Source organism: Flavobacterium sp. OHVDL-2026-0007, from assembly GCF_059882335.1.
Genome location: NZ_CM187612.1, coordinates 4,512,104 through 4,534,965 on the forward strand (window position 1 = coordinate 4,512,104; position 22,862 = coordinate 4,534,965).

Sequence of the window (22,862 nt, forward strand, 5' to 3'; positions counted from 1 at the left end):
TAAAAAAGCTTTTAGACTAATGTATGGTCATTTTGATCCCTAGAATAAACGTTCTTGATGCTGGGAATGAGTTAAAATCAATTCCTCCACCTAAGTTTTGTTTTGTTGGATCGCTAGTAAAATGTCCATTTACTTCGGGATCATTTCCGGAATAATTGGTAACAGTCAGTAAGTTTTGTCCAATGGCATACAATCTAATGTTTTCAATGAATTTGGCTTGTTTTAATGCACTTTCCGGGATCGTATATCCGATTGAAACGTTCTTCAAACGAAGATATGAGGCCTCTTCAACAAATTTTGAATTGACATAACTACCGTATTTACTTTTGTAGTAACCATCTCTTGGGATATCCGTGTTTTCATTTGTACCGGCAACCCAACGATTTAATGCATCTGTACTAGTAGTCGATTCACCCACCATAGCGGTCATATTATAAACCGAGTAATCAAAAGCACCTTGGAAAAAGATGTTCATATCAAAATTCCCTAATTTAAAATCATTGTTAAATCCACCAGTAAAGTGCGGTGTTGAATTGCCTAAATAAGTTCTGTCATCTGCACTAATTTTTCCATCTCCATTGACATCCACATATTTTGGATCTCCAGGAACAGAAAGAGGTTGTGGTGCATAGGTTTCTCCTGTTTTAACAACTCCAGCATATTTGTAACCAAACAGTACGCCCATTTCTTTTCCTGGTTCTAATCGGGTGAATTCTTGACCAGAAACTGTTCCACTAGGGTTAGAGGTATTGTTACTAATGATTTTTACATTGTCTGCAAGAGATATAATTTCTTGTTTGTTGTAAGCCATATTCAATGAAGTGGTCCAAGTAAATTTATCAGTTCTAAAATTAGTACTGCTAATACCTAATTCAATCCCTTTATTGTCAATAACGCCTGAGTTAATTCTTTGGGTGCTAAATCCCCACCATCCACCAACAGGCACATTAAGTAGCGCATCAGTAGTTCTTTTTTTATACACGTCAATAGTGGCAGTAAGTTTGTCATTAAAGAATCCCAGATCTAAACCAATGTTGGTTTGTGCCGTTTCTTCCCATTTTAGGTTAGGGTTAGCTAAATTTGCAGGCTCATTACCTCCATTAAAACTACCATCTCCAATGGTAACTCCCCAAGGTGTTAATCGGTTCATGAAGGCATAATCGTCAATTCCATCACTACCTGTAATACCATGACTCACTCTTAGTTTAAGATCAGAGAAAGTGTTTAAATTTTCAATAAATTTTTCATTAGACAATCTCCAAGCAATAGCTCCAGATGGGAAATAACCAAATTTATTGTTTGGACCAAAACGAGAAGATCCATCTTTTCTAATGGTAAAAGAAGCTAGATATTTATCGCTATAAGCATAACTTAACCTTCCAAAATAAGAAGTTAGTTTGGTTTCTAGTTTTTGAGTTTCAGGTTTTAAATAAACCGCTGCAGCCTCCAGTCTGTGGTAGGTTAACAAGTCGTTCGAAAAACCAGTACCCGCGGCTTTTACTCTTTCATAAGTGTCTTTTTGATTAGAAGTTCCAATCATAGCCGTTATAGAATGTTCTTTGATGTCGAATTTATAGGTTAAATATTGATCCGTATTCCATCTAAAATAGGTTTTGTTTTCTTTTGATCCAGAACCTTTTAGAGCCGCTCCAGCCACCAAAGTACTAGGAGTATATTTTCCTTGAATATTTTCCTGCCACTCAGCACCTGCACCAAAATGATAGGTTAGGCCTTTGATGATTTGATAGTCTAAAAACATATTCCCGTTCACTACTCTGTTGATCGTATGATCAGTAGGCTCTAACAAGAGTGCTAAAGCGTTATCTCTTCCTTTGAATTTATAATAAGAACCATCCGCATTATAAATGGGAAGTGCAGGAGCAGCGGTTTGAATGGAGAACATCGGCGATAAGATATTGTCTCCAAAATCGCTGTTGTTTCCTTCACTTGCAGCACCGTAAAAATTGGTACCTACGGTTAGTTTTGGACTGAATTTCTTCTCGCCACCCATTCTAACACTATATCTTTCGAAGTTGGTGTTTTCAATTGCACCCGTTTGTTTGATGTAATTTCCAGAAAGGAAAAATTTAGAAGTAGCATCACTTCCACTAAAAGTAAGACTTCTGTTTAACACTTCTCCAGGGCGAGTTGCCGCTTTAAACCAATTGGTATTAGCTATAGGAAAACTTGTTGGAAAAATAGGAGGTCTCCCGTTTTCAGCTTCGATGGCATTTTGAATATTGGCATATTGTTGTCCAGTTAAAGTAGAAGGTTCTTTGATGATGTTTTGAAAACCATCGGAGATTTCAGCTTCCACTTGCATTTTCCCCGCTTTCCCTTTTTTAGTGGTAATCATGATAACGCCATTTGCACCTCTAGATCCGTAAATTGCCGTAGCAGACGCATCTTTCAAGACCTGAATATTTTCAATATCATTAGGACTAATAGAAGCTCCAGTACTTGTAATAAAACCATCTACCACATACAAAGGGGCATTAGATGTATTAATGGAGTTTCCTCCTCTGATGACAATAGAAGGACTGCTTCCAGGAGCATAACTGTTTTGTTGCACTTGAACTCCAGAGGCGCGTCCTTGCAAGGCTTGACCTACATTAGAAATAGTTCCGCCTAAGTTTAAATTGTCTTTACCAATGGAGCTCACCGAGCCAGTAAGATCTTTTTTCTTTGCTTTACCGTATCCGATTACGATTTCTTCTAATTTTTGTCCTACTTCTTTCAAGACAATTTTTAGAGGAGCGCTTCCAACGGTAACTTCTTGATCTTCCATACCAATGTAAGTCACAATAAGTTTGGTAACATTATCACCTACAGTGATTACAAAACTTCCGTCAACATCGGTTTGTACACCTGTGGAGGTGCCTTTTACAATTACATTAGCTCCTGCTATTGGTAGTCCGTTTTGATCGACGACTTTACCTTTTACCGTTTTTTCAACAATCAAGGAAGTGCTGATCTTGTACGGTGTTGGAATTGATGAAGCTGCAGAAACTTGAAATGTCAAGGCTAACAAGGAAAGAACAGTAAGTTTGACTTCTTTACTTGATAGATTGTTAATCCGAAAATCCCTAGGTTTTTTTTGGGTTAATAATTTCATACTTTTAATGGTTTTGGTTAATAATACTTATTTTTAGTTTGTAGGATTTAGGCTTCTTTTTTTTGGATTTGAGGATTTAGGTTTGGTTTTATTTGGTTTTTAATGGAATGGCTTTTTTTTTAAATAATCCAAATGTTTTCAATTTTAGAATCAAGTATGAGCTCCATTTTTAGTCATTTTTAGAATGTCAAAATGATTTTGTGAAGCTGTAATTAACTTAATTTTAAGATTATTGTCTAACGAAACTATTGATTATATTTTTATTAAACAAGAAAAAATCACAAAATATGTGCTCGAACACACATAAAATATGTTATCGAGCACATAAAAGTGCGATAAATCTTTTTTTAACCTTAAAAAGTTAGGAAGTTTATAAAATATTTTAAAAATATTAGCCCTAGTAAAAATGCGCTTTTTTGAATGTAAACTGTTTAAATACGTGTTATGTATAGTGTTTTTGTTAAAGTTTATTATTTTTGTGGTGCCGATAGTGTGTGGAAAAAGGAATTAAACAGGCTTTTCCTATTGTTTTGTTTTTCTCCAAGAAGAATTATTTTTCTATACTTTTAAACTATCTTAGTAATCTGAAAAAAAAGAAGGAAAAAGAGGCGATTTTTTAGATCGTTTTCCATTTTTTCCTAAAACATAAATTAACATAATTTAAGAATTTAATTGTGAAAGAGTATCAAGTAGTTTTAGTCGATAAAAAACAGCAAAATGCTGACGGATTTTTAGAGAGCCTTTTATGGGAGAAAGCCAATTGTTTAACAGATTTTTGTTCTCCTTGGGAAGAGGAAGCTTTTTCTAAAATGGAATTTAGAGCCCTTTGGGATCTAGAAAATCTGTTTTTTAAATTTAGGGTTTTTGATACAGACCTATACATTGACAAAAAAGACGATAGTATTGATTCAATTGGCAACTCGGATCGAGTAGAGCTGTTTTTCAGAACAGATAAGGAACTAAGTCCGTATTATTGTCTGGAAATGGATACAGCGGCTAGGTTAATGGATTTTAAGGCTTATCCAGATAAGAATTTTGATTTTGATTGGAAGTGGCCTAAAGAAGATTTGGAATTAAAAGCTTCTCAAGATGCTGTTTCTTATAGCGTGGAGGGGAGGATTAGTTTGAAATCGTTGCAATCGTTAAATCTAGTTCATAACAATAGTATTGAGACTGGTGTTTTTAGAGCAAAATTCAGTCCTGATGAGCATCAAGAGTATCAGCCGACTTGGATGCCTTGGGTGAACCCAAATACAGAAACACCCAATTTCCATATTGCTTCTTCTTTCGGGAAATTTATATTGATGTCTTAAGTTGTATGTAATGATTGCTTGGCGTATAAGGTGTTGGTGTATGCCGGTGGTGCTGTTTGTATGCTAAAGACGCTTTAATTTTAAGTGAATCCTTAACTTCTTTGAATGATTTAACTAGTCGCTTTTCTTTGTTTTTTTGATAAAGAAAAGCGACTATTATTTTTTGTATGGAGAAGGGCCAATGGTTTAAGTGTGAAATTACCCGACGTAAAAAGAAGCATTTTCTACATTGATGATGTCGATCGGTAGTAAGATTGTCTCTGGTATTGCTTTGCCAAATAAAAAGTGTTCAACAAGTGCGCAAAGCCCTAAGTAAACTTGTCTTTTTTGATTTTGATGGATTAAAAACTGAATGGAAGCTTGATTGAGGAAGTTTACATTCTTTTCAATTAAATCGTAGCCAATAATGGCAATTTTTTTCTCTTTTACAGTAGCTAAAATGGAGGCAATTTGATACGCTTTAGAAGTAGTAATAAAAATGCCCTTTAAATTAGGGTTTTCTTCTAAAAAATGAAGCAACTTGCTTTCTACGTTTTGATGTTTTAATTTTAAAGTAATTAAGGAGAAAGTGGAACTGCTTTTTTCTTCAAAATAATTTCGAAAGCCTTTTTCTTTTTCTTGCATGTGAACAGCATTTTTAAGGCTCTCGTCTATATGGATAATGGCAATTTGACCAGAAGATAAAATTAGTTGCATTAAACTCGCTGCTACACGACCACTCTTGTATAGATCTTGTCCAACAAAACTTTTAATAGAAGGAGATTCAACTTGATTGTTGAAAGTACTGACCATGATACCTAGTTCATCGTATTGTTTTACGATTTCTAAGGTCTCTTTGTGGAATAAAGGAGCTAGTAAAACAGCATCTGGCGCTTTTTGGATAATGGTCTCATTTGTTTGTAAAAAGGACTTGGTACTTTCTGGATTGAAATACAGCGTTTCAATAATAATGCTATAGGCTTTGAATTCATTTTTGGTATCTTGAATACCATTGATACAAGGAAGCCAATAGGGATCGATTTCAGGATCGGGTAACAAGACACAAATACGATAGACTTTATTGTTTTTTAAATTCCGTGCAATTAAGTTGGGTTCGTAGTTGATAACGTTTAAAATCTCGTTTATTTTTGCAAGTGATGTAGGAGAAACCTTTCCTCTCTTGTGCAAAACCCTGTCTACAGTTCCCTTAGAGACTCCAGCCATTTTTGCAATATCTTTGATGGTGTATTTTTTGTCCATGTAAACAAATATAGGACTTTGATTTAATTATTGAAAAAAATTTATGCAAATCATTTAATGTGCTCGAGAACAAATAAAAAGTGTGTTCGAGCACATTTTTTATTTTTTTCTTGTTTTATAAAAATATAATCAATAGTTTCGTGGAGTTGAAAAACCAAAAATAATACTTAATTTATAACCAAAATATTTTGTAATTTATTGAATTACAAAAGATTAATGTCCTTTTTAAATGAGAAAAATTGTATCATTAGCTCCAGGTCGAACGTGTCTCTTTGGGGATCACCAAGATTATTTAGGATTGCCTGTTATAGCCTGTGCTATAAATCGAAATATAAAATTAACAGCCCAAGAGAATCAGACGGGTACTTTTGTATTGAATATGATTGATATCAACGAAATTCGTGTTATCGATATCAACGCTACTTTTGAAAAATTAGAATCTCGCGATTATTTTGCATCCTCTTTGCGTGTTTTACGCAGACACGGTTGTATACCAACAGTGGGGTATGATATTACCATTACTGGAGATATACCGATTAATTCAGGGACATCAAGTTCTTCTGCTCTGCTGATGGCTTGGATACAGTTTTTAATTACGGCTTTCGGTGTAAAGGATGAAGTGACTCCTGATTTTATTTCACAAATGGGTTATGCTTCTGAGGTTTTGGAACATGGAGAGCCAGGTGGAATGATGGATCATTTTAGTATAGGTGTTGGGAATATTGTTCACATTACCACTAAAAAACCTTTTTCATATAATGTCGTTGGAACAGGATTAAAAGGACTTATTACTGGGGTTTCAGGAGTGCCAAAAGAAACCATTGGTTTGATTGGAGAGCTCAAAGGAAATGCTTTAATTGCTATTGATACGGTGAAACAAAATTTCCCGGATTTTGATTTGAATGCTGCCGAGATAGAAGATTTAGATCGATACCGTAGCTGTTTGCCAGATCGATTGATTCCGTATTTTGAAGCGGCTATCAAAAATTACCATTATACCAAAGGGGCTTTAATAGAGTTTGAAAAGCCTACTTTAGACCTTAAGAAAATTGGAGAATTGATGAATGAGCATCATGCAGTTTTGCGTGATTTGTTGAAAATTACAGTTCCTCGTATTGATGATATGATTAATGCTGCTTTACGTGCAGGTGCTTACGGTGCAAAAATCGTTGGTTCTGGTGGAGGAGGAAGTATCGTAGTGATTGCCGATCCTGCAAAAGAAGATGCAGTGATTGAAGCAATTTTAAAAGCTGGCGCACAAGAAGCGTACGGTGTAACGGTTGATCCAGGTGTGAGAATTATAGAAAATATTGAAATTTAAAAAAATAAAGATGCATAATAATTTAATTATTCTAGCAGGAGGAGCCTCTTCTAGAATGAAAAAGGAAGCGGTTTTAGATAATTTGACTGCGGATGAAATTGCTCAAGCAAACGAAAGAAGTAAAGGTTTAATCGGGGTAGGTGCAAGTGGACGACCTTTGTTGGATTATCTTTTGTTAAATGCAAAAAAAGCAGGGTATAAAAATGTTTATATCATCATTGGAGAGCAAGGAGAGTTGTTTAAGGAGTTTTACGGAACTCAAAATAAAGACAATGATTTCCATGGATTAAATATTTCTTTTGCAGTACAGTACATTCCTGAAGGAAGAGTAAAGCCTTTTGGAACAGCAGATGCTTTGTTTCAAGCAGTAGAACAATTTCCAGAGTTGAATCAGCAAGTGTATTCGGTTTGTAATAGTGATAATTTGTATTCTGCCAAAGCGTTGTTAGCGCTTAGAGAAACAGCTAGTCCTAATGCTTTTATCAGTTATGATAGAGATGCATTGGAATTCCCTTCTGAAAGAATTTCGCGTTTTGCTATTGCTAAGCTGGATCAAAATAATCAGTTATTGGATATCTTAGAGAAACCTACAGCTGAGGATTTGGAACATTATAAAGATGTAGAAGGAAAAATAAGAGTGAGTATGAATGCCTTTAAATTTAACGGTACTATTTTATATCCACATCTTAAAAATTGTCCTGTTAATCCAGAAAGAGATGAAAAAGAATTACCTACTGTACTTTTAAATGCGGTGAAGGTAAATCCAAATACGACTTTAGGAATTCCATTTTCTGAACATGTGCCAGATTTAACAGCAAAAGAGGATATTGCCGATGTAAAAGACTATCTTCAAAAGCATTATCCGGTGTTGGACTGGGAGGCATAATGCAAAAAATTTAACAAAATAGTCATTTTAATTTGCAAATAAGTGGAACTTATTTCAATATTTTTGCATCGTATTGCAAATTAAACGCATATATTTGCGCTAAAATTGCAAAGAGAACAAGAAGTATTGATGCTATTTTAGATGATAAACCATAGAATCTATTAACAATCAACCAAAAAAAAATATGTCAAACATTGAAACTGCAATACAAATGGAAAAGAGGAGTGCTATTATACCGATGGTCATCTTAACCGCATTATTTTTTATTCTTGGATTTGTAACTTGGTTAAACGGGCCTTTAATTCCCTTTTTTGAATTAGCCTGTGAGTTGACTTCTTCTCAAGCGTACTTTGTAACTTTTGCTTTTTATATCGCGTATTTTGTAATGGCGGTTCCTTCTTCGTGGGTTATCGAAAAAGTAGGATATAAAAATGGTATATCATTAGGTCTATTGATCATTGCGGCAGGAGCTTTTATGTTTTATCCAGCAGCGGAAAGTAGAACCTTTCTATTGTTTTTACTCGCTTTATTTATCATGGGTACCGGTTTGGCAATTTTGCAAACTGCAGCCAATCCTTATGTAGTGGTTATCGGGCCTAGAGAAAGTGCAGCAGCTAGAATTAGTGTTTTAGGTATTGCTAATAAAGTGGCAGGATTTGTTGCGCCGCTTATCTTAACGGCTTTGGTTTTGTCTAATATGCAGGAGTTTACGGCAGATAAAATTGCCCTTTTGGATGCAACAGCAAAATCAAATGCATTAAATGCATTGGCTTTACAATTACAAAGACCTTATCTTTATATGGGATTAATTATTGTAGTTTTAGCCGCATTGGTAAAACTGTCTCCACTTCCAGAAATTGATTTGGATGAGGAAGGGGATATCACTACGATGAGCATTTTTACGCAGATTAAAAATGCCTTTAAACGCCCTCAGTTGGTTTTAGGAGTAATCACTTTAATGTTGTATTTGTCAGCGGAAGTTTTAGCTGGAGATTCCATTGGAGGTTTTGGAAAACAATTAGGTGTTTATGGTGCGGAAGGAAACTTTTATTTGAAATTAACATCCTTTACCATGTCAGCCATGGTGGTTGGGTATATACTAGGAATAACATTAATCCCGAAATACTTATCACAGGTAACGGCTTTAAAAGCATCAGGAGTTTTAGGAGTAATTTTAGTTTTGGCTATAGTTTCGATTTCTCCAACAATAATGGTTCAGTTACCAGGAATTCCAAATTTACCAGTAGTAATTCTTTTAGTAGCACTACTTGGATTAGCCAATGCACTTTGTTGGCCAGCAATTTGGCCAATGGCACTTGAGGATTTGGGAGGTTATACGAAGATTGCAAGTGCAATTTTAATCATGGGTATTATTGGAGGAGCGATTTTTCCTTTGTTTTACGGAATGATTACAGAATCTATAAATGAAGCAAATATTGCCCAAGGAACTCAAGCAGTTTCTAAAAGTGGTAACCAATTGGCTTATTTGATGTTGTTACCTTCTTATCTAATGATTCTTTTTTATGCTATCAAAGGGCATAAATACAGAAGTTGGAGTAAATAATCGACAGGAATTTAAAAAAAATATATCATGTTAAAAAGTACAATCGACAAAGCAACAGGCTTCGAAAAACGATTTGAGAACATCAATACGGTTGTTTTCGAAAATTCAACAGAAGCATCAAAAGCAGTAGCTAAAGAAATTGCCGCTTTGATTCAAAGCAAGCAAAATGAGAATAAGCCTTGTATATTAGGTTTGGCAACTGGTTCTTCTCCAAAAGGATTGTATGCAGAATTAGTACGTTTGCATAAAGAAGAAGGTTTAAGTTTTAAAAACGTAATTAGTTTTAACTTGGATGAGTATTATCCAATGGAGCCTAATTCGATCAACAGTTACGTTCGTTTTATGAAGGAATTGTTGTTTGATCATGTCGATATTTTACCTGAAAACTATCATGTGCCAGATGGTCTTTTGTCAAAAGAGCAGATTGCACAGTATTGTGCCGATTATGAAGCTAAAATTGAATCCTTAGGAGGTATTGATTTGCAAATTTTAGGGATTGGTGGTAATGGACATATTGGTTTTAATGAGTCAGGTTCATTGCAAAACTCTAAGACACGTTTAGTAGCTTTAGATCACATTACAAGAGTAGCGGCAAGTAGTGACTTTTCAGGGTTAAGCAATACGCCTAGAACTGCAATCACACTTGGAGTTAAAAAGATAATGGAAGCCAAACAAGTTATTTTAATGGCTTGGGGTGAAGGAAAAGCGAACATTATTAAAAAATCGGTAGAAGATGAAGTGACGAATCTAATTCCAGCTTCGTTTTTGCAAGAGCATAACAATGCGGTTTTTGTTTTAGATAAAGAAGCTTCTTCTAAGCTAACGAGAATCAACAGTCCTTGGTTGGTTGAAAAAGTAATTTGGACTGATAAGTTGACTAGAAAAGCAGTTTTAGGATTAGCCTTAGAGCTTAAAAAACCAATTTTAATGTTAACCGATGCGGATTATATTGAAAACGGAATGAGCGATTTATTGGCTGATTCAGGTCCTGCATATGATATCAATATTAAGATATTTAATAAATTACAAAATACCATCACGGGTTGGCCAGGTGGAAAACCAAATGCTGATGATGCAAATCGTCCAGAAAGAGCAGAGCCAGCAAAAAAACGTGTTTTACTTTTTAGTCCACATCCTGATGATGATATCATTAGTATGGGAGGTACTTTCATGCGTTTGCAAGAGCAAGGACATGAAGTGCACGTAGCGTATCAAACCTCAGGAAACATTGCAGTTGCTGATGATGAAGCATTGCGTTTTGCAAGGTTTGTGATTGATTACAATGAGAAGTTTGGAATCAAAAGCGCTGAAGCGGATAATATCTATCAAAAAGCGCAAGCTTTCTTAGTTAATAAAAAGAACAGTGAAATTGATATTCCTGAAGTACGTTATATCAAAGGATTGATTCGTAAAGGAGAAGCTAGAGCAACAAGTCATTTTGTTGGTTTACCTGACGAGCAAATTCATTTTATGGAATTGCCATTCTACGAAACTGGTACTATTGAGAAAAAACCAATCGGAAAGGAAGATATTCAATTAACGATGGATTTAATTGAAAAAATTAAACCGCATCAAATTTATGCTGCGGGAGATTTAGCAGATCCACACGGAACGCATAAGGTTTGTTTGGATGCTATTTTTGAAGCAGTGAAAAACTTGAAATCTAAATCATTTATGGATGATTGTTGGTTATGGTTGTATCGTGGAGCTTGGCAAGAATGGGGAATTGACGAGGTTGAAATGGCAGTTCCAATGAGTCCTGATCAGGTTTTAGCGAAACGTCATGGAATTTTCAAGCACCAATCACAAAAAGATGGTGTTGTTTTCCAAGGAACCGATGCTAGAGAATTTTGGCAGAGAGCTGAAGATAGAAACCGTGAGACGGCTGCTATGTACCAACAGTTAGGTTTAGCGACTTACGCTGCAATGGAAGCTTTTGTGAGATGGCATTATTAAAAAATGCTCGAAGCTAAGTTCGAAAAAAGATAGTAATTTTAGTTTTTCATAAAGTTTGGTGGAGGTGATTGGTTATAAAAATCAACTCCGCTTTGATGAAAAAGTAAAAAAATAGAATAGCTTTGTATCAAATTAGAAGCAAGGAAAGAGAATGGGTCTAAGTTCTTTTTTCTTGCTTCTTTTTTATTTTAAAAATGGAACAAGACAAAAAACAGCTCATCAAATTAGCGCATACCAAAATGCCTTTCGGGAAGTACGAAGGCCGTTATTTAATTGAATTACCTGAATATTATGTGGTTTGGTATCATAATAAGGGGTTTCCAAAAGGAGAATTGGGACAACAGTTAGCATTGATTTACGAATTAAAGTTAAATGGATTAGAAGAATTGATTTGGAATATTAAAAAGCAATATCCTAAGCCTAAATAAGGGCAGGAGGTAGAGAAAACAGCCAATTAAAAGTTAAAATTAATGATTGCGTAAACGGCTAATGGGAGCATTTAAAAATTTGCAAATTATCTCATTCTCTAATTGATAAATTATCTAATTAAATTTGTACTTTTGCCAAGTTTTTTACACAACTACAATACAAACAACAACAGAATGAATCAAACGAAATATATTTTTGTTACAGGTGGTGTGACTTCTTCTTTAGGAAAAGGAATTATTGCAGCATCTTTGGCGAAATTGTTACAAGGAAGAGGTTACCGTACAACTATTCAAAAATTTGATCCCTATATCAATGTCGATCCAGGTACTTTGAATCCGTACGAACATGGAGAGTGTTATGTAACAGATGATGGAGCAGAAACAGATTTAGATTTAGGTCACTACGAGCGTTTTTTGAACGTTCCAACTTCTCAGGCAAACAACGTAACGACAGGAAGAGTATATCTTTCAGTTATTGAAAAAGAGAGAAGAGGAGAGTTCTTAGGAAAAACAGTTCAGGTAGTTCCTCATATTACCAATGAAATCAAAGACAGAATGCAATTGCTAGGAAAATCTGGTGATTATGATATTGTCATTACTGAAATTGGTGGAACTGTGGGTGATATTGAATCATTACCTTATATTGAATCTGTTCGTCAATTGGTTTGGGAGTTGGGAGAAAATAACGGAATTGTTATTCACTTGACTTTGGTGCCTTATTTGGCTGCTGCAGGTGAGTTAAAAACAAAACCGACACAACACTCTGTGAAAACATTGATGGAGAGCGGTATTAAAGCTGATATCTTAGTTTGTAGAACTGAGCATGAGCTTTCGGATGAATTGCGTAACAAATTGGCTTTGTTTTGTAATGTGAAGAGAGAAGCGGTGATTCAATCTATTGATGCTTCTACTATATATGAAGTACCTAATTTAATGCTGGAAGAAGGATTAGATGTAGTGGCTTTAAAGAAATTAGATTTACCTAAAAAAGCAGCTCCGGATTTAAAAAACTGGAATACTTTTTTACGTCGATTAAAAAATCCAAAACATACTGTAAACATTGGTTTGATTGGAAAATATGTAGAAATGCAGGATTGTTACAAATCTATTTTAGAGGCGTTCATTCATGCAGGAGCTTCAAACGAAACTAAAGTAAATGTTATCTCGATTCATTCAGAGCATATCAACAGTGATAACATCGCCGATAAATTAGGATCTCTTGACGGAGTTTTAGTAGCACCTGGTTTTGGAGAAAGAGGTATTGAAGGTAAAATTGAAGCGGTTCGTTATGCACGTGAGAACAATATTCCATTCTTTGGAATCTGTTTGGGTATGCAAATGTCGGTTATCGAATATTCTAGAAATATTTTAGGATATGCAGACGCCAATTCAACAGAGATGAACGATAAAACGGCTCATCCAGTGGTGAATTTAATGGAAGAGCAAAAAACCGTGACTGATAAAGGAGGTACTATGCGTCTTGGAGCTTGGAAATGTGATATTAAACCAAATACATTGGCACATAAAATCTACGGACAAACGACTATTTCAGAGCGTCACCGTCACCGTTATGAGTACAATAACACGTATAAAGAGGAGTTGGAAAAAGCGGGTTTAATGGCTTCTGGAATCAATCCGGATACAGGTTTGGTAGAAATCGTAGAGCTTGAAAATCACCCGTTCTTTATTGGAGTACAATACCACCCTGAATACAAAAGTACGGTAGCAAATCCACATCCAATTTTCGTGAATTTTGTAGCTGCTGCTGTAAATGCACATAAAAAATAATAATTAATATTCTAAAGGATGTAACTTTTGGGGCAAATGCATCACTAATAATCTTTAACGAATACCTTTTTTAAAATTATAATGGAAGAAAAAAAATTTGACTTTAATTCAATCATTGGTTTTGCATTGATATTTGGAATTTTGATTTGGATTATGTACCAAAATCAACCTTCTGAGAAAGAAATTGCCGCAGAAAAAGCTAAAAAAGAAATAGTAGCGAAACAAGAAGCGCAAGCTAATGTAGCTAAAACAGCTACTGTAGCGGTTGCTGCTGTTACCCCTGGTGATGCAGTTCAGTTGGCGCAATTACAAAAAACATTAGGAGGTTTTGCTTATTCGGCTACACTTCCTTCTGCAAAGGATACTGTTACTACTATTGAAAATGATAAGTTAATACTAAAAATCTCCAATAAAGGTGGGTATATAGTAGAAGCTACTCTTAAAGAATTCAAAAGATTTGAGAAAAATTCTGGACAATTAGTAGAATTGATTAAAGACAATAATGCTCATTTAAATATCCAGTTGCAAACTACGGATAACAGAACTTTAAACTCTAAAGATTTGTTTTTTGAGCCAACCTTGACTAAAAACGGAGAGGATCAAGTATTGACTATGCGTTTGAAAGCGGGTGCTAACGAATTCTTAGAATACAAGTACATCTTAAAACCAAATGATTATTTAGTTGGTTTTGATATTCGTTCTCAAGGATTGAATAAAGTTTTGAATTCTTCTAAGCCATTGGATTTGGTTTGGGATATGAAAACCTACAGAAACGAGAAAAGTATTTCGTATGAAAATCGTTATGCTCAAATTGAATATGAGTATGGTGATGAGAAATACAGCGCAGTAAGCGACGGTGTAGGTAAAGAAGATACTCCTGAAAAAGTAAGTTACGTGGCTTTCAAGCAACACTTTTTCACGACTATTTTAGCCACTGATAAGGCATTCGAAAAATCTAGATTACAATCAGATAATTTAGTTAAAGACGAAAAGATAGATACGGTTTTTACCAAACAATTTAAAGCTACTGTTCCTTTAGCGTTTACAAACGGAGAAGTAGATTATAAAATGAGTTGGTATTTTGGACCTGCTGATTATAAAATCTTAAAGTCATACGATAAGAACTTCGAAAAAATTATTCCATTAGGTTGGGGGATTTTCGGATGGATTAACAAATGGATCTTTATTCCATTATTTGGATTCTTGAGTTCAACAATTGGATTGTCATTTGGTATTGCCATTATTATCTTTACAATTCTTATTAAATTGGCTATGTCGCCAATTACCTATAAGTCATTCTTGTCTCAGGCTAAAATGAAAGTTTTGCGTCCAGAGATTACAGAGTTGGGAGAAAAGTTCAAGAAAGACCCAATGAAGAAACAACAGGAAACGATGAAGTTGTATAATAAAGCAGGAGTTAACCCAATGGCAGGATGTATTCCGGCCTTGATCCAACTGCCGTTTATGTATGCCTCGTTCCAGTTCTTTCCATCGGCTTTTGAGTTAAGACAAAAAGGTTTCCTTTGGGCAGATGATTTGTCTTCATTTGATGCAATTGCAAAATTGCCTTTCCATATTCCATTATACGGAGATCATATTAGTTTATTTCCAATTTTGGCTGCCATTGCGATTTTCTTTTATATGAAAATGACTTCTGGAGACCAACAGATGGCTGCGCCTCAACAAGACGGTATGCCGGATATGGCTAAAATGATGAAAATCATGATTTATGTATCGCCATTAATGATGTTGATTTTCTTCAATAGTTATGGTGCTGGTTTGAGTTTGTATAACTTTATCTCGAACTTAATTACCATCGGAATTATGTTTGTCATTAAAAACTACATTGTAGATAGTGATAAGATTCATGCTCAAATTCAAGAGAATAAATTAAAAGAGCCTAAAAAGCAAAGTAAGTTTCAACAACGTCTTCAAGATGTGATGGAACAACAAGAAGCTGCTAAAGCTCAGAATAAAAAGAAATAAAACAAGTAAAAAAATCTCGATTTATCGGGATTTTTTTATATCTATACGATACTTTATCAAACTGATTTTCGTTTAAGATTAAAACTAACTATACCATGATTTATAAAAAAATAGTGATCGGATTGTTGTTCTTGCAGACCGTTTTAGTATCAGGGCAAGAGGTGAATAGAGTGGACGCAAGTGGAAAGAAAGATGGACTTTGGAAAGGTACCTATGAGTTGTCTAAGAGAGCTCGTTACGAAGGTACTTTTACCCATGGGAAAGAGTCGGGGATCTTTAAGTTTTTCGATGACACCAAGAAAGGAGATGTTGTGGCGACCCGTGATTTTACGGCTAATGATGGCAGCTCGTATACCATTTTTTATGATCAGAATAAAAATAAGGTAAGTGAAGGAAAAGAAATAGGCAAAGCGCGAGTAGGCCAATGGAATTATTATCACAAGGCATCCAAAGTGGTGATGACCATTGAGAATTATGTAAATGGGAAGTTGGAAGCAATGCGATCGGTTTATTATCCAGATGCAAAAATTGCCGAAGAGATGACCTATAAGAATGGATTGAAAGAAGGGACTTATAAAAAATACGGACAGAATGGAATTCTTTTAGAGCAAAGCACTTATAAAAATAATGAATATAATGGTGATGCTATTTTTTATGATGCGGATGGCGTTGTGGCTTCTAAAGGAAAATTTGTAAACGGAAAAAAGGCGGGTATGTGGCAATTTTATATGAAAGGAAAATTGATCAAAGAAGTCAATATGAGCGATCCTAGAAGTAATTATCAGGCAGATTCAAAACCTAAAGCTAAATAAGCAGCGGCCGAAAATAGAAGCCGTTTCGATAAGAATAAGTTTTATCTACCCCTAGATTATATAAACTAATCGAAACCACCACCATTATCTAAAAATATGACTTATCTTTGCAGCCTTGTAAAAATATAAAAGATTTAGCATGAAACGTGTAGTTGTTGGACTTTCTGGTGGAGTAGATTCTAGTGTTGCGGCCTATTTATTGCAGCAGCAAGGGTACGAAGTTATTGGCCTTTTTATGAAAAATTGGCACGATGACTCGGTTACTATTTCAAATGAATGTCCTTGGTTAGAGGATAGCAATGATGCTTTATTAGTAGCTGAGAAACTCGGCATACCGTTTCAAACTGTTGATCTAAGTGAAGAATACAAAGAGAAAATTGTGGACTATATGTTCAATGAATACGAAAAAGGGAGAACTCCAAATCCTGACGTACTTTGTAATCGCGAAATCAAATTCGATGTTTTCATGAAAATTGCTTTAAGTCTTGGCGCTGATTATGTGGCTACAGGGCATTATTGTCAAAAAAGTGAAATTGAAGTGGATGGAAAACCTATTTATCAATTAATTGCAGGAGCTGATACCAATAAAGATCAATCCTATTTTTTATGTCAATTGTCTCAAGAACAATTATCAAGATCTTTGTTTCCAATTGGTGCGTTAACCAAACCAGAAGTGCGTGAGATCGCAGCTGAAATGGATTTGATTACGGCTGATAAAAAAGACTCTCAAGGATTGTGCTTTATCGGAAAAGTGCGTTTACCTGAATTTTTGCAACAAAAATTGCAACCTAAAGAAGGTAAGATTGTGCAAATTGATAAAAACGATGCTATTTACACTGTGGAAATACCAACGGGTTTATCCTTGGAAGAGGAGCTAAAATTAGAAGCTCAAAAAAGAAACTATCTGCCTACTATGGGAAAGGTAGTGGGAAAACATCAAGGAGCTCATTATTTTACCAATGGTCAACGAAAAGGCTTGAACGTGGGTGGAACTACAGACCCATTGTTTATCATCGCTACAGATGTACAGACCAATACTATTTATACTGGTTTGACTAGTCAGCATCCAGGTTTATTCAAAAAAGCCTTATTTATCGAGAAATCGGAAGTGCATTGGATTCGTACAGATTTGACTTTGAAAGTAGGTGAAAAAATGGAGGTTATGGCAAGAATTCGCTATCGTCAACCCTTAGAGAAAGCTATTTTACATCAATTTGAAGACGGTATGTATGTGCAGTTTGAGCAACCGCAATCTGCGATTACCGAGGGGCAATTTGTAGCCTGGTATTTTGATAATGAATTAGTTGGTTCGGGAGTAATTTCATAGCTTTATGCTTTTTTACAAAGGTTTTCCTTTAAAAAAAGCAAAACATGAAGCGCTATTTCACATTACTGTTAGGGGTGTTTTCTGTTGTGATGTTTTCGCAGGAGGAGGCATGGGTCTATTTTAATGGGAAACCAAGCGCACAAACTTTTTTGGAGCATCCCTTAAACATGCTTAGTGCTCGTGCCTTAGAGCGTAGAGACCATCAACATATTGCGTTGGATTTTACAGATGTTCCAATAGAAGAATCCTATGTCAATCAAATAAAAGCGAGATCCGGAATTAACGTTATGGCCAAATCAAAATGGTTGAACGCACTTCATATTCGGGCCGTGCAAAGCGATGTTCTCGCTTTGCAATCACTATCCTTTGTCGAAAAAGTTGTTTTTGCTAATAAGGCATTAAATACGACTGCTAAAAAAGTAGGCGAGAATGAACGATCGCAAGTCAACCATAAACTCAAAACAAAGAGTGATTATGCGTATGGATCTTCCGGTAATCAAATTGAAATGCTCAATGGGCAGGTATTACATGAGCATAATTATAAGGGTTCGGGTAAGTTAATTGCTGTTCTGGATGCTGGTTTTCCAGGCGTAGATACTGCGGAACCTTTTCACCATCTTGTGGTTAATGGACAGATTTTAGGAGGCTATGATTTCGTCACCAGAAAAAATAATTTTTATACAGGAGATGATCATGGCACTATGGTATTATCAGCCATGGCTGCTTATAAGGAAAATGCTTTGGTGGGGACTGCCCCTGAAGCCTCGTATTATTTGTTTATTACCGAAGACGTAGTAACGGAAAAGCCGGTGGAAGAATCCCTTTGGGTGGAAGCCGCGGAGAGAGCCGATAGTTTGGGTGTGGATATCATCACCACTTCACTGGGGTATTTTGAATATGATGATCCCAATTATAGTCATGCCTATAGTGAGATGAACGGTTCGACGACTTTTAGCTCCAGAGGAGCTCAATTGGCCTGTAGTAAAGGTATGATCGTTGTGGCTTCAGCAGGAAACGAGGGTGCTACTGCCGAGCCTCACATTGGAAGTCCGGCCGATGCCGTATCGGTGGTTAGCGTTGGTTCTGTTGCCCCATCAAAAGAAAAGACTAGATTTAGTGCCATAGGACCTAGTTATGATGATCGGATCAAGCCTGAAGTGATGGCTCAAGGAGCTGGGGTGGTTGTAGCAAATGCTTCGGGTTCTATTATAAAAATGGACGGCACTTCATTTTCCAGCCCTATTATAGCAGGCTTGGTGGCTTGCTTATGGCAGGCTTTTCCCTCTAAAACCAGTGCGGAAATTAGGCAAATGATTCTTGAATCTGCCGATCGATACGCGAATCCTAATAATAATTATGGTTATGGAATTCCCAATTTTGCTTCTGCTTTAGGGGCTGAAAGTGTAGACAGTACTGTCGTTTTTGTGGTATACCCCAATCCAGTGGAATCAATCGTTTCGTTTTCTTTTTTTAAGGAAGGCAGTACTGCGACAGTTTCAATTTATTCAGTTTTGGGACAAAAGCTTATCGAAGAAGAAATAAGCAAACAAAATCCAATTATTTCTTTGCAATCGTTAAATAGCGGATTGTATTTTTATACATTTGATGCTATAGATTTGCATAAAAGAGGTAAAATAATCAAACAATAAGAGCATTTTTGAATGAACAAGATTACAGCACTTTTCAATATTAAATATCCAATTATTCAAGGTGGAATGATCTGGAACAGTGGTTATAAATTGGCAGCTGCAGTGAGCAATGCCGGAGGACTTGGACTCATAGGGGCGGGCTCAATGTATCCTGAAGTTTTGCGCGAGCACATTCAGAAATGCCAGAGAGCCACAGATAAGCCTTTCGGGGTCAATATTCCCATGTTGTATCCCAACATTGAAGAAATCATGAATATTGTGGTGGAAGAAGGAGTGAAAATTATTTTTACTTCGGCAGGAAACCCAAAAACCTGGACCTCCTTTTTAAAGGCAAAAGGCATTACGGTAGTCCATGTGGTCAGTAGTAGTGTTTTTGCGCTCAAGGCACAAGATGCTGGAGTGGATGCTATTGTAGCGGAAGGTTTTGAAGCAGGAGGACACAATGGACGAGACGAAACGACTACCTTGACGTTAATCCCGATGGTCAGAGAAAAAATTCAGATTCCACTTATTGCTGCCGGTGGTATTGCAACGGGAAGAGGGATGTTAGCTACGATGATTTTGGGTGCTGATGGGGTTCAAGTCGGCAGTCGCTTTGCTGCTTCTGTAGAGTCGTCGTCTCATGAGCATTTCAAACAAACCATATTGAAAGTACAGGAAGGGGATACGCAATTGACTTTAAAAGAGCTAGCTCCGGTGCGATTGATCAAAAATAAATTTTATCAGGATGTTCAAACCTTATATGAAAAGTGTCCAACCAAAGAAGAATTAGCGCAGCTGTTAGGTAGGGCTAGGGCCAAAAGAGGGATGTTTGAAGGGGATCTTGAAGAAGGTGAACTTGAAATTGGGCAAATAGCGGGATTGATTCATGAAATACTGCCCGTAGAACAAATTGTTAAAGAAATGATGGCTGATTTTGAACTTGCTTGTCAAGAAAAAGCTAAATTTGAGTTTTAATTATCCGCAAGAAATAGCAAATGAATTCTATACGCACTTACATAATGGTCCTTTTTTTGGCAATGGGTTTACAACAGGTTCAAAGTCAGTCTTATCGTTTTAAAACATCAGGTTTTAGTGTTTTAGAGAAAAAATCGAAAGACAAATGGGGAGAATGGTCCAAACTTGATTTGGTTAACCTCTCGGTGATTTTGGATACTGATAAACATCGTATTGTGGTGTATTCTCAAGAAATTCAGCTTTTCAATATAGCAGATTATATAGAACGTGAAGAAAATGATACCGATATCGTGTACTCTTTTATGTGTAAGGACAATAACGGGATAGATTGTAAACTGTCTATCATTACACGTAAAAAGCAAGACCATCGCAAGCAGCTGTATATCAATTACGACGATCATATAATCGTTTACAATATTTTTAGTGTATAATTTTTAAAAATAAGGCAGTTGAGTATAAATGGTAAAAACAGAAAAATAACAGCCAAAGGATTGTGCGCATCGATAGTCGCATTCCTAGCTTGGTTTGCACTTGTTTTTCAGCTTTGTCTTACCCAAGGAAGTATTGCTAATTACTTTAGTTATTTTACGATATTGTCTAATTTATTGGTAGCCTTGAGTGTGACGTTTTCCATGTTTTTACCCAAAACAAAAACGGGAATATTTTTTTCAAGTTTATCTGTGCAGGCGGCTATTGCCTTGTACATCTTGATCGTGGGATTAGTTTATAATGTTATTTTACGAGGAATATGGGCCCCAACAGGCTGGCAGTTACTGGTCGATAATCTGTTGCATGTTTTAAATCCAATAGTATATCTTTTGTATTGGTTGTATTATGCTGAAAAAGAAAAGTTAAATTGGAAAGAGGGCATTTATTGGACAATTTTCCCTTTTCTATACCTCATTTATTCCTTAGTGAGAGGATCAATTACAAATTGGTATCCTTATCCTTTTTTAAATGTCACTCAATTGGGATTTGACAAGGTTTTGGTGAATATTTGTGTTCTGACGGTATTGTTTTTTGTAGCCGGTTTAGGATTGATCGCACTTAACAATAAGTGGAGATCTAATAGAGTTTAGTGGGACAGGGTAACGCTTTAATCAAAGATTCCATTTCAGGAAAATGTTGTTTTTTTGATTTATACCCTGAGTAAGGCGGGTAACGCTGATAAAGAAAAAGCGACTAAGAAAAGAGGTCTTTACTTAATCGCTATTTCCATATGTTTTCAAAGGATAGGTTGATCTCTGTGAGCTTAGATATTCCTAAAGTTTAAAATGAAAAACTATTGGACATCTTTAATGAATTCATCATATTCTAAGTAGAACATTTCCAGAGCATTCATTTTTTCGAAAAAGAAATCAAAAATAGTATCCCAGTTGTTTCGGTTGCTAAAACCAACTCCTTGTTTTTCTACCCAAATTCGGCTGATATTTTTACCGCTTTCTAAAGTATGTTCTTTTTCGAAAATCAGATCTTTGACGAATTCTTCTTCGAGAATATTCTTTAAAGCTTCTAATTTTTCAAAATAAGCCGCTCGTTTTTCATCGTTCCTAGGTTCGATATCAATTAGAACCTGCGCTTTTTTGTTGTCAACATAAAACTTGAAAGAGAAATCCTTAATTTTAGTATCATAAAGCACCCATTTACGAGGATATTTTTCGGCGAAAGCGACCCAAAATTCTCTTTTTATTTTCTGTGATTCTTCTTTACTGTACATTTTTATGGCTTTGGGTTTAGAAAACTTGTAGAACCGCCTTTTCTAGACTATATTTATATTTTATTTGAAAGTACAAAAATAAACTTTGAATATGGATTTTCAAGATTTTTTGCAATATGTTCCTAATTTAATTCCGGTTGAGTTGCCAGCAGCATTAGCACATATGAAAATGGCTCCAAAAGAAAGAATGGAAGCATTAAAAGAGTTCGATTTGAGCGCAAAAAATCCAAGAATTGCCGCCGTTATGATGTTGTTTTACCCCAAAAAAGGGAGAACACATCTGGTTTTAATCGTTAGAAATGCTTATAATGGTGTTCATTCTGCACAAATTGCTTTCCCCGGTGGAAAATATGAAACAACTGATGCCGATTTTGCGGAAACAGCTTTAAGAGAAACACATGAGGAAGTCGGGATTGCACCAGAGAAAATCAAGGTCGTCAAGTCTTTTACGCCTATGTATATTCCGCCAAGTAATTTTATGGTCCATCCCTTTTTAGGGATTGCTCAAGAAGAACTCTCATTTTATCCCGATGCAAAAGAGGTAGCTGGTATTATTGAATTGCCATTATCTGTTTTTTTGAATGATGAAATTATTATAGAAGCCACTTTATCAACTTCTTATGCCAATAATATTTTAGTTCCAGCTTTTAATATTCAAAATCATATTGTTTGGGGGGCAACTGCCATGATATTAAGTGAATTGCGAGAGGTGCTGAAAATGGCTTTTAAAGAAAATTCGTAGAAATAAAAAATTAATGAAGTGATATTCATTAGAATGGCAGTTTCTTTACGAGATTGTTAGTT

The 22,862-nt window shown here is 35.6% G+C and carries 18 protein-coding genes; 15 read left to right on the plus strand and 3 right to left on the minus strand.

Annotated elements, in window-relative coordinates:
- Nucleotides 1-16 precede the first annotated feature (16 nt).
- On the minus strand, nt 17-3,115 hold the full coding sequence (locus tag AC51AA_RS18480) for a SusC/RagA family TonB-linked outer membrane protein (protein ID WP_500703667.1): 3,099 nt from the start codon (nt 3,113-3,115) through the stop codon (nt 17-19).
- A gap of 674 nt (nt 3,116-3,789) precedes the next feature.
- Between AC51AA_RS18480 and AC51AA_RS18485 the strand changes: the two genes are divergently transcribed.
- Nucleotides 3,790-4,428 (plus strand): sugar-binding protein, encoded by a 639-nt coding sequence (locus AC51AA_RS18485; protein WP_500703668.1) that lies wholly within the window; start codon nt 3,790-3,792, stop codon nt 4,426-4,428.
- Nucleotides 4,429-4,626: 198 nt separating this feature from the next.
- On the opposite strand, the gene AC51AA_RS18490 is transcribed toward AC51AA_RS18485, so the two are convergent.
- Entirely contained in the window at nt 4,627-5,667 is a 1,041-nt protein-coding gene (locus tag AC51AA_RS18490) for a LacI family DNA-binding transcriptional regulator (protein WP_500703669.1), read from the minus strand.
- A gap of 229 nt (nt 5,668-5,896) precedes the next feature.
- On the opposite strand from AC51AA_RS18490, the gene AC51AA_RS18495 reads away from it, so the two are divergent.
- The 13 genes from AC51AA_RS18495 (at nt 5,897) to AC51AA_RS18555 (ending at nt 21,420) form a co-directional block, all read left to right on the plus strand.
- Nucleotides 5,897-6,988: a mevalonate kinase family protein gene (locus AC51AA_RS18495; RefSeq protein WP_500703670.1), complete on the plus strand. Its 1,092-nt coding sequence runs from the start codon at nt 5,897-5,899 to the stop codon at nt 6,986-6,988.
- Between the two features lie 10 nt (nt 6,989-6,998).
- Nucleotides 6,999-7,874, plus strand: a complete 876-nt coding sequence (locus AC51AA_RS18500; RefSeq protein WP_500703671.1) for a sugar phosphate nucleotidyltransferase — start codon at nt 6,999-7,001, stop codon at nt 7,872-7,874.
- Nucleotides 7,875-8,058: 184 nt separating this feature from the next.
- Nucleotides 8,059-9,438, plus strand: coding sequence for a sugar MFS transporter (locus AC51AA_RS18505; protein ID WP_500703672.1), 1,380 nt, complete (start codon nt 8,059-8,061; stop codon nt 9,436-9,438).
- A gap of 27 nt (nt 9,439-9,465) precedes the next feature.
- Nucleotides 9,466-11,394, plus strand: coding sequence for a glucosamine-6-phosphate deaminase (gene nagB / locus AC51AA_RS18510; protein ID WP_500703673.1), 1,929 nt, complete (start codon nt 9,466-9,468; stop codon nt 11,392-11,394).
- A gap of 194 nt (nt 11,395-11,588) precedes the next feature.
- On the plus strand, nt 11,589-11,822 hold the full coding sequence (locus AC51AA_RS18515; RefSeq protein WP_500703674.1) for a DUF3820 family protein: 234 nt from the start codon (nt 11,589-11,591) through the stop codon (nt 11,820-11,822).
- 174 nt (nt 11,823-11,996) lie between these two features.
- The gene (gene pyrG / locus AC51AA_RS18520; RefSeq protein ID WP_500703675.1) at nt 11,997-13,610 is read left to right on the plus strand and encodes a CTP synthase; all 1,614 of its coding nucleotides are present in this window, start codon (nt 11,997-11,999) and stop codon (nt 13,608-13,610) included.
- An 81-nt stretch (nt 13,611-13,691) separates the two neighbouring features.
- Entirely contained in the window at nt 13,692-15,596 is a 1,905-nt protein-coding gene (gene yidC / locus AC51AA_RS18525) for a membrane protein insertase YidC (protein WP_500703676.1), read from the plus strand.
- 95 nt (nt 15,597-15,691) lie between these two features.
- Entirely contained in the window at nt 15,692-16,408 is a 717-nt protein-coding gene (locus tag AC51AA_RS18530) for a toxin-antitoxin system YwqK family antitoxin (RefSeq protein ID WP_500703677.1), read from the plus strand.
- Nucleotides 16,409-16,547: 139 nt separating this feature from the next.
- Entirely contained in the window at nt 16,548-17,735 is a 1,188-nt protein-coding gene (gene mnmA, locus AC51AA_RS18535; protein ID WP_500703678.1) for a tRNA 2-thiouridine(34) synthase MnmA, read from the plus strand.
- Nucleotides 17,736-17,779: 44 nt separating this feature from the next.
- On the plus strand, nt 17,780-19,384 hold the full coding sequence (locus AC51AA_RS18540; protein WP_500703679.1) for a S8 family serine peptidase: 1,605 nt from the start codon (nt 17,780-17,782) through the stop codon (nt 19,382-19,384).
- A 12-nt stretch (nt 19,385-19,396) separates the two neighbouring features.
- Nucleotides 19,397-20,341 (plus strand): NAD(P)H-dependent flavin oxidoreductase, encoded by a 945-nt coding sequence (locus AC51AA_RS18545; RefSeq protein WP_500703680.1) that lies wholly within the window; start codon nt 19,397-19,399, stop codon nt 20,339-20,341.
- Between the two features lie 20 nt (nt 20,342-20,361).
- The gene (locus tag AC51AA_RS18550; protein WP_500703681.1) at nt 20,362-20,772 is read left to right on the plus strand and encodes a hypothetical protein; all 411 of its coding nucleotides are present in this window, start codon (nt 20,362-20,364) and stop codon (nt 20,770-20,772) included.
- An 18-nt stretch (nt 20,773-20,790) separates the two neighbouring features.
- Nucleotides 20,791-21,420 (plus strand): Pr6Pr family membrane protein, encoded by a 630-nt coding sequence (locus tag AC51AA_RS18555; RefSeq protein ID WP_500703682.1) that lies wholly within the window; start codon nt 20,791-20,793, stop codon nt 21,418-21,420.
- A 203-nt stretch (nt 21,421-21,623) separates the two neighbouring features.
- Here AC51AA_RS18555 and AC51AA_RS18560 read toward each other — a convergent pair whose 3' ends face one another.
- Nucleotides 21,624-22,058, minus strand: coding sequence for a DUF4268 domain-containing protein (locus AC51AA_RS18560; RefSeq protein WP_500703683.1), 435 nt, complete (start codon nt 22,056-22,058; stop codon nt 21,624-21,626).
- Between the two features lie 91 nt (nt 22,059-22,149).
- Here AC51AA_RS18560 and AC51AA_RS18565 point away from each other — a divergent pair, with 91 nt between their 5' ends.
- On the plus strand, nt 22,150-22,800 hold the full coding sequence (locus AC51AA_RS18565; protein WP_500703684.1) for an NUDIX hydrolase: 651 nt from the start codon (nt 22,150-22,152) through the stop codon (nt 22,798-22,800).
- Nucleotides 22,801-22,862 lie beyond the last annotated feature (62 nt).

Excerpts from the sequence above, each read along its gene's own strand:
- AC51AA_RS18505 (WP_500703672.1), top strand. The coding sequence starts at position 8,059 with ATGTCAAACATTGAAACTGCAATACAAATGGAAAAGAGGAGTGCTATT.
- AC51AA_RS18545 (WP_500703680.1), top strand. The coding sequence starts at position 19,397 with ATGAACAAGATTACAGCACTTTTCAATATTAAATATCCAATTATTCAA.
- AC51AA_RS18480 (WP_500703667.1), bottom strand. The coding sequence starts at position 3,115 with ATGAAATTATTAACCCAAAAAAAACCTAGGGATTTTCGGATTAACAAT.
- AC51AA_RS18560 (WP_500703683.1), bottom strand. The coding sequence starts at position 22,058 with ATGTACAGTAAAGAAGAATCACAGAAAATAAAAAGAGAATTTTGGGTC.
- mnmA (WP_500703678.1), top strand. The coding sequence starts at position 16,548 with ATGAAACGTGTAGTTGTTGGACTTTCTGGTGGAGTAGATTCTAGTGTT.
- pyrG (WP_500703675.1), top strand. The coding sequence starts at position 11,997 with ATGAATCAAACGAAATATATTTTTGTTACAGGTGGTGTGACTTCTTCT.
- AC51AA_RS18490 (WP_500703669.1), bottom strand. The coding sequence starts at position 5,667 with ATGGACAAAAAATACACCATCAAAGATATTGCAAAAATGGCTGGAGTC.
- AC51AA_RS18500 (WP_500703671.1), top strand. The coding sequence starts at position 6,999 with ATGCATAATAATTTAATTATTCTAGCAGGAGGAGCCTCTTCTAGAATG.
- AC51AA_RS18540 (WP_500703679.1), top strand. The coding sequence starts at position 17,780 with ATGAAGCGCTATTTCACATTACTGTTAGGGGTGTTTTCTGTTGTGATG.
- yidC (WP_500703676.1), top strand. The coding sequence starts at position 13,692 with ATGGAAGAAAAAAAATTTGACTTTAATTCAATCATTGGTTTTGCATTG.
- AC51AA_RS18530 (WP_500703677.1), top strand. The coding sequence starts at position 15,692 with ATGATTTATAAAAAAATAGTGATCGGATTGTTGTTCTTGCAGACCGTT.
- AC51AA_RS18495 (WP_500703670.1), top strand. The coding sequence starts at position 5,897 with ATGAGAAAAATTGTATCATTAGCTCCAGGTCGAACGTGTCTCTTTGGG.
- AC51AA_RS18515 (WP_500703674.1), top strand. The coding sequence starts at position 11,589 with ATGGAACAAGACAAAAAACAGCTCATCAAATTAGCGCATACCAAAATG.
- AC51AA_RS18550 (WP_500703681.1), top strand. The coding sequence starts at position 20,362 with ATGAATTCTATACGCACTTACATAATGGTCCTTTTTTTGGCAATGGGT.
- nagB (WP_500703673.1), top strand. The coding sequence starts at position 9,466 with ATGTTAAAAAGTACAATCGACAAAGCAACAGGCTTCGAAAAACGATTT.
- AC51AA_RS18565 (WP_500703684.1), top strand. The coding sequence starts at position 22,150 with ATGGATTTTCAAGATTTTTTGCAATATGTTCCTAATTTAATTCCGGTT.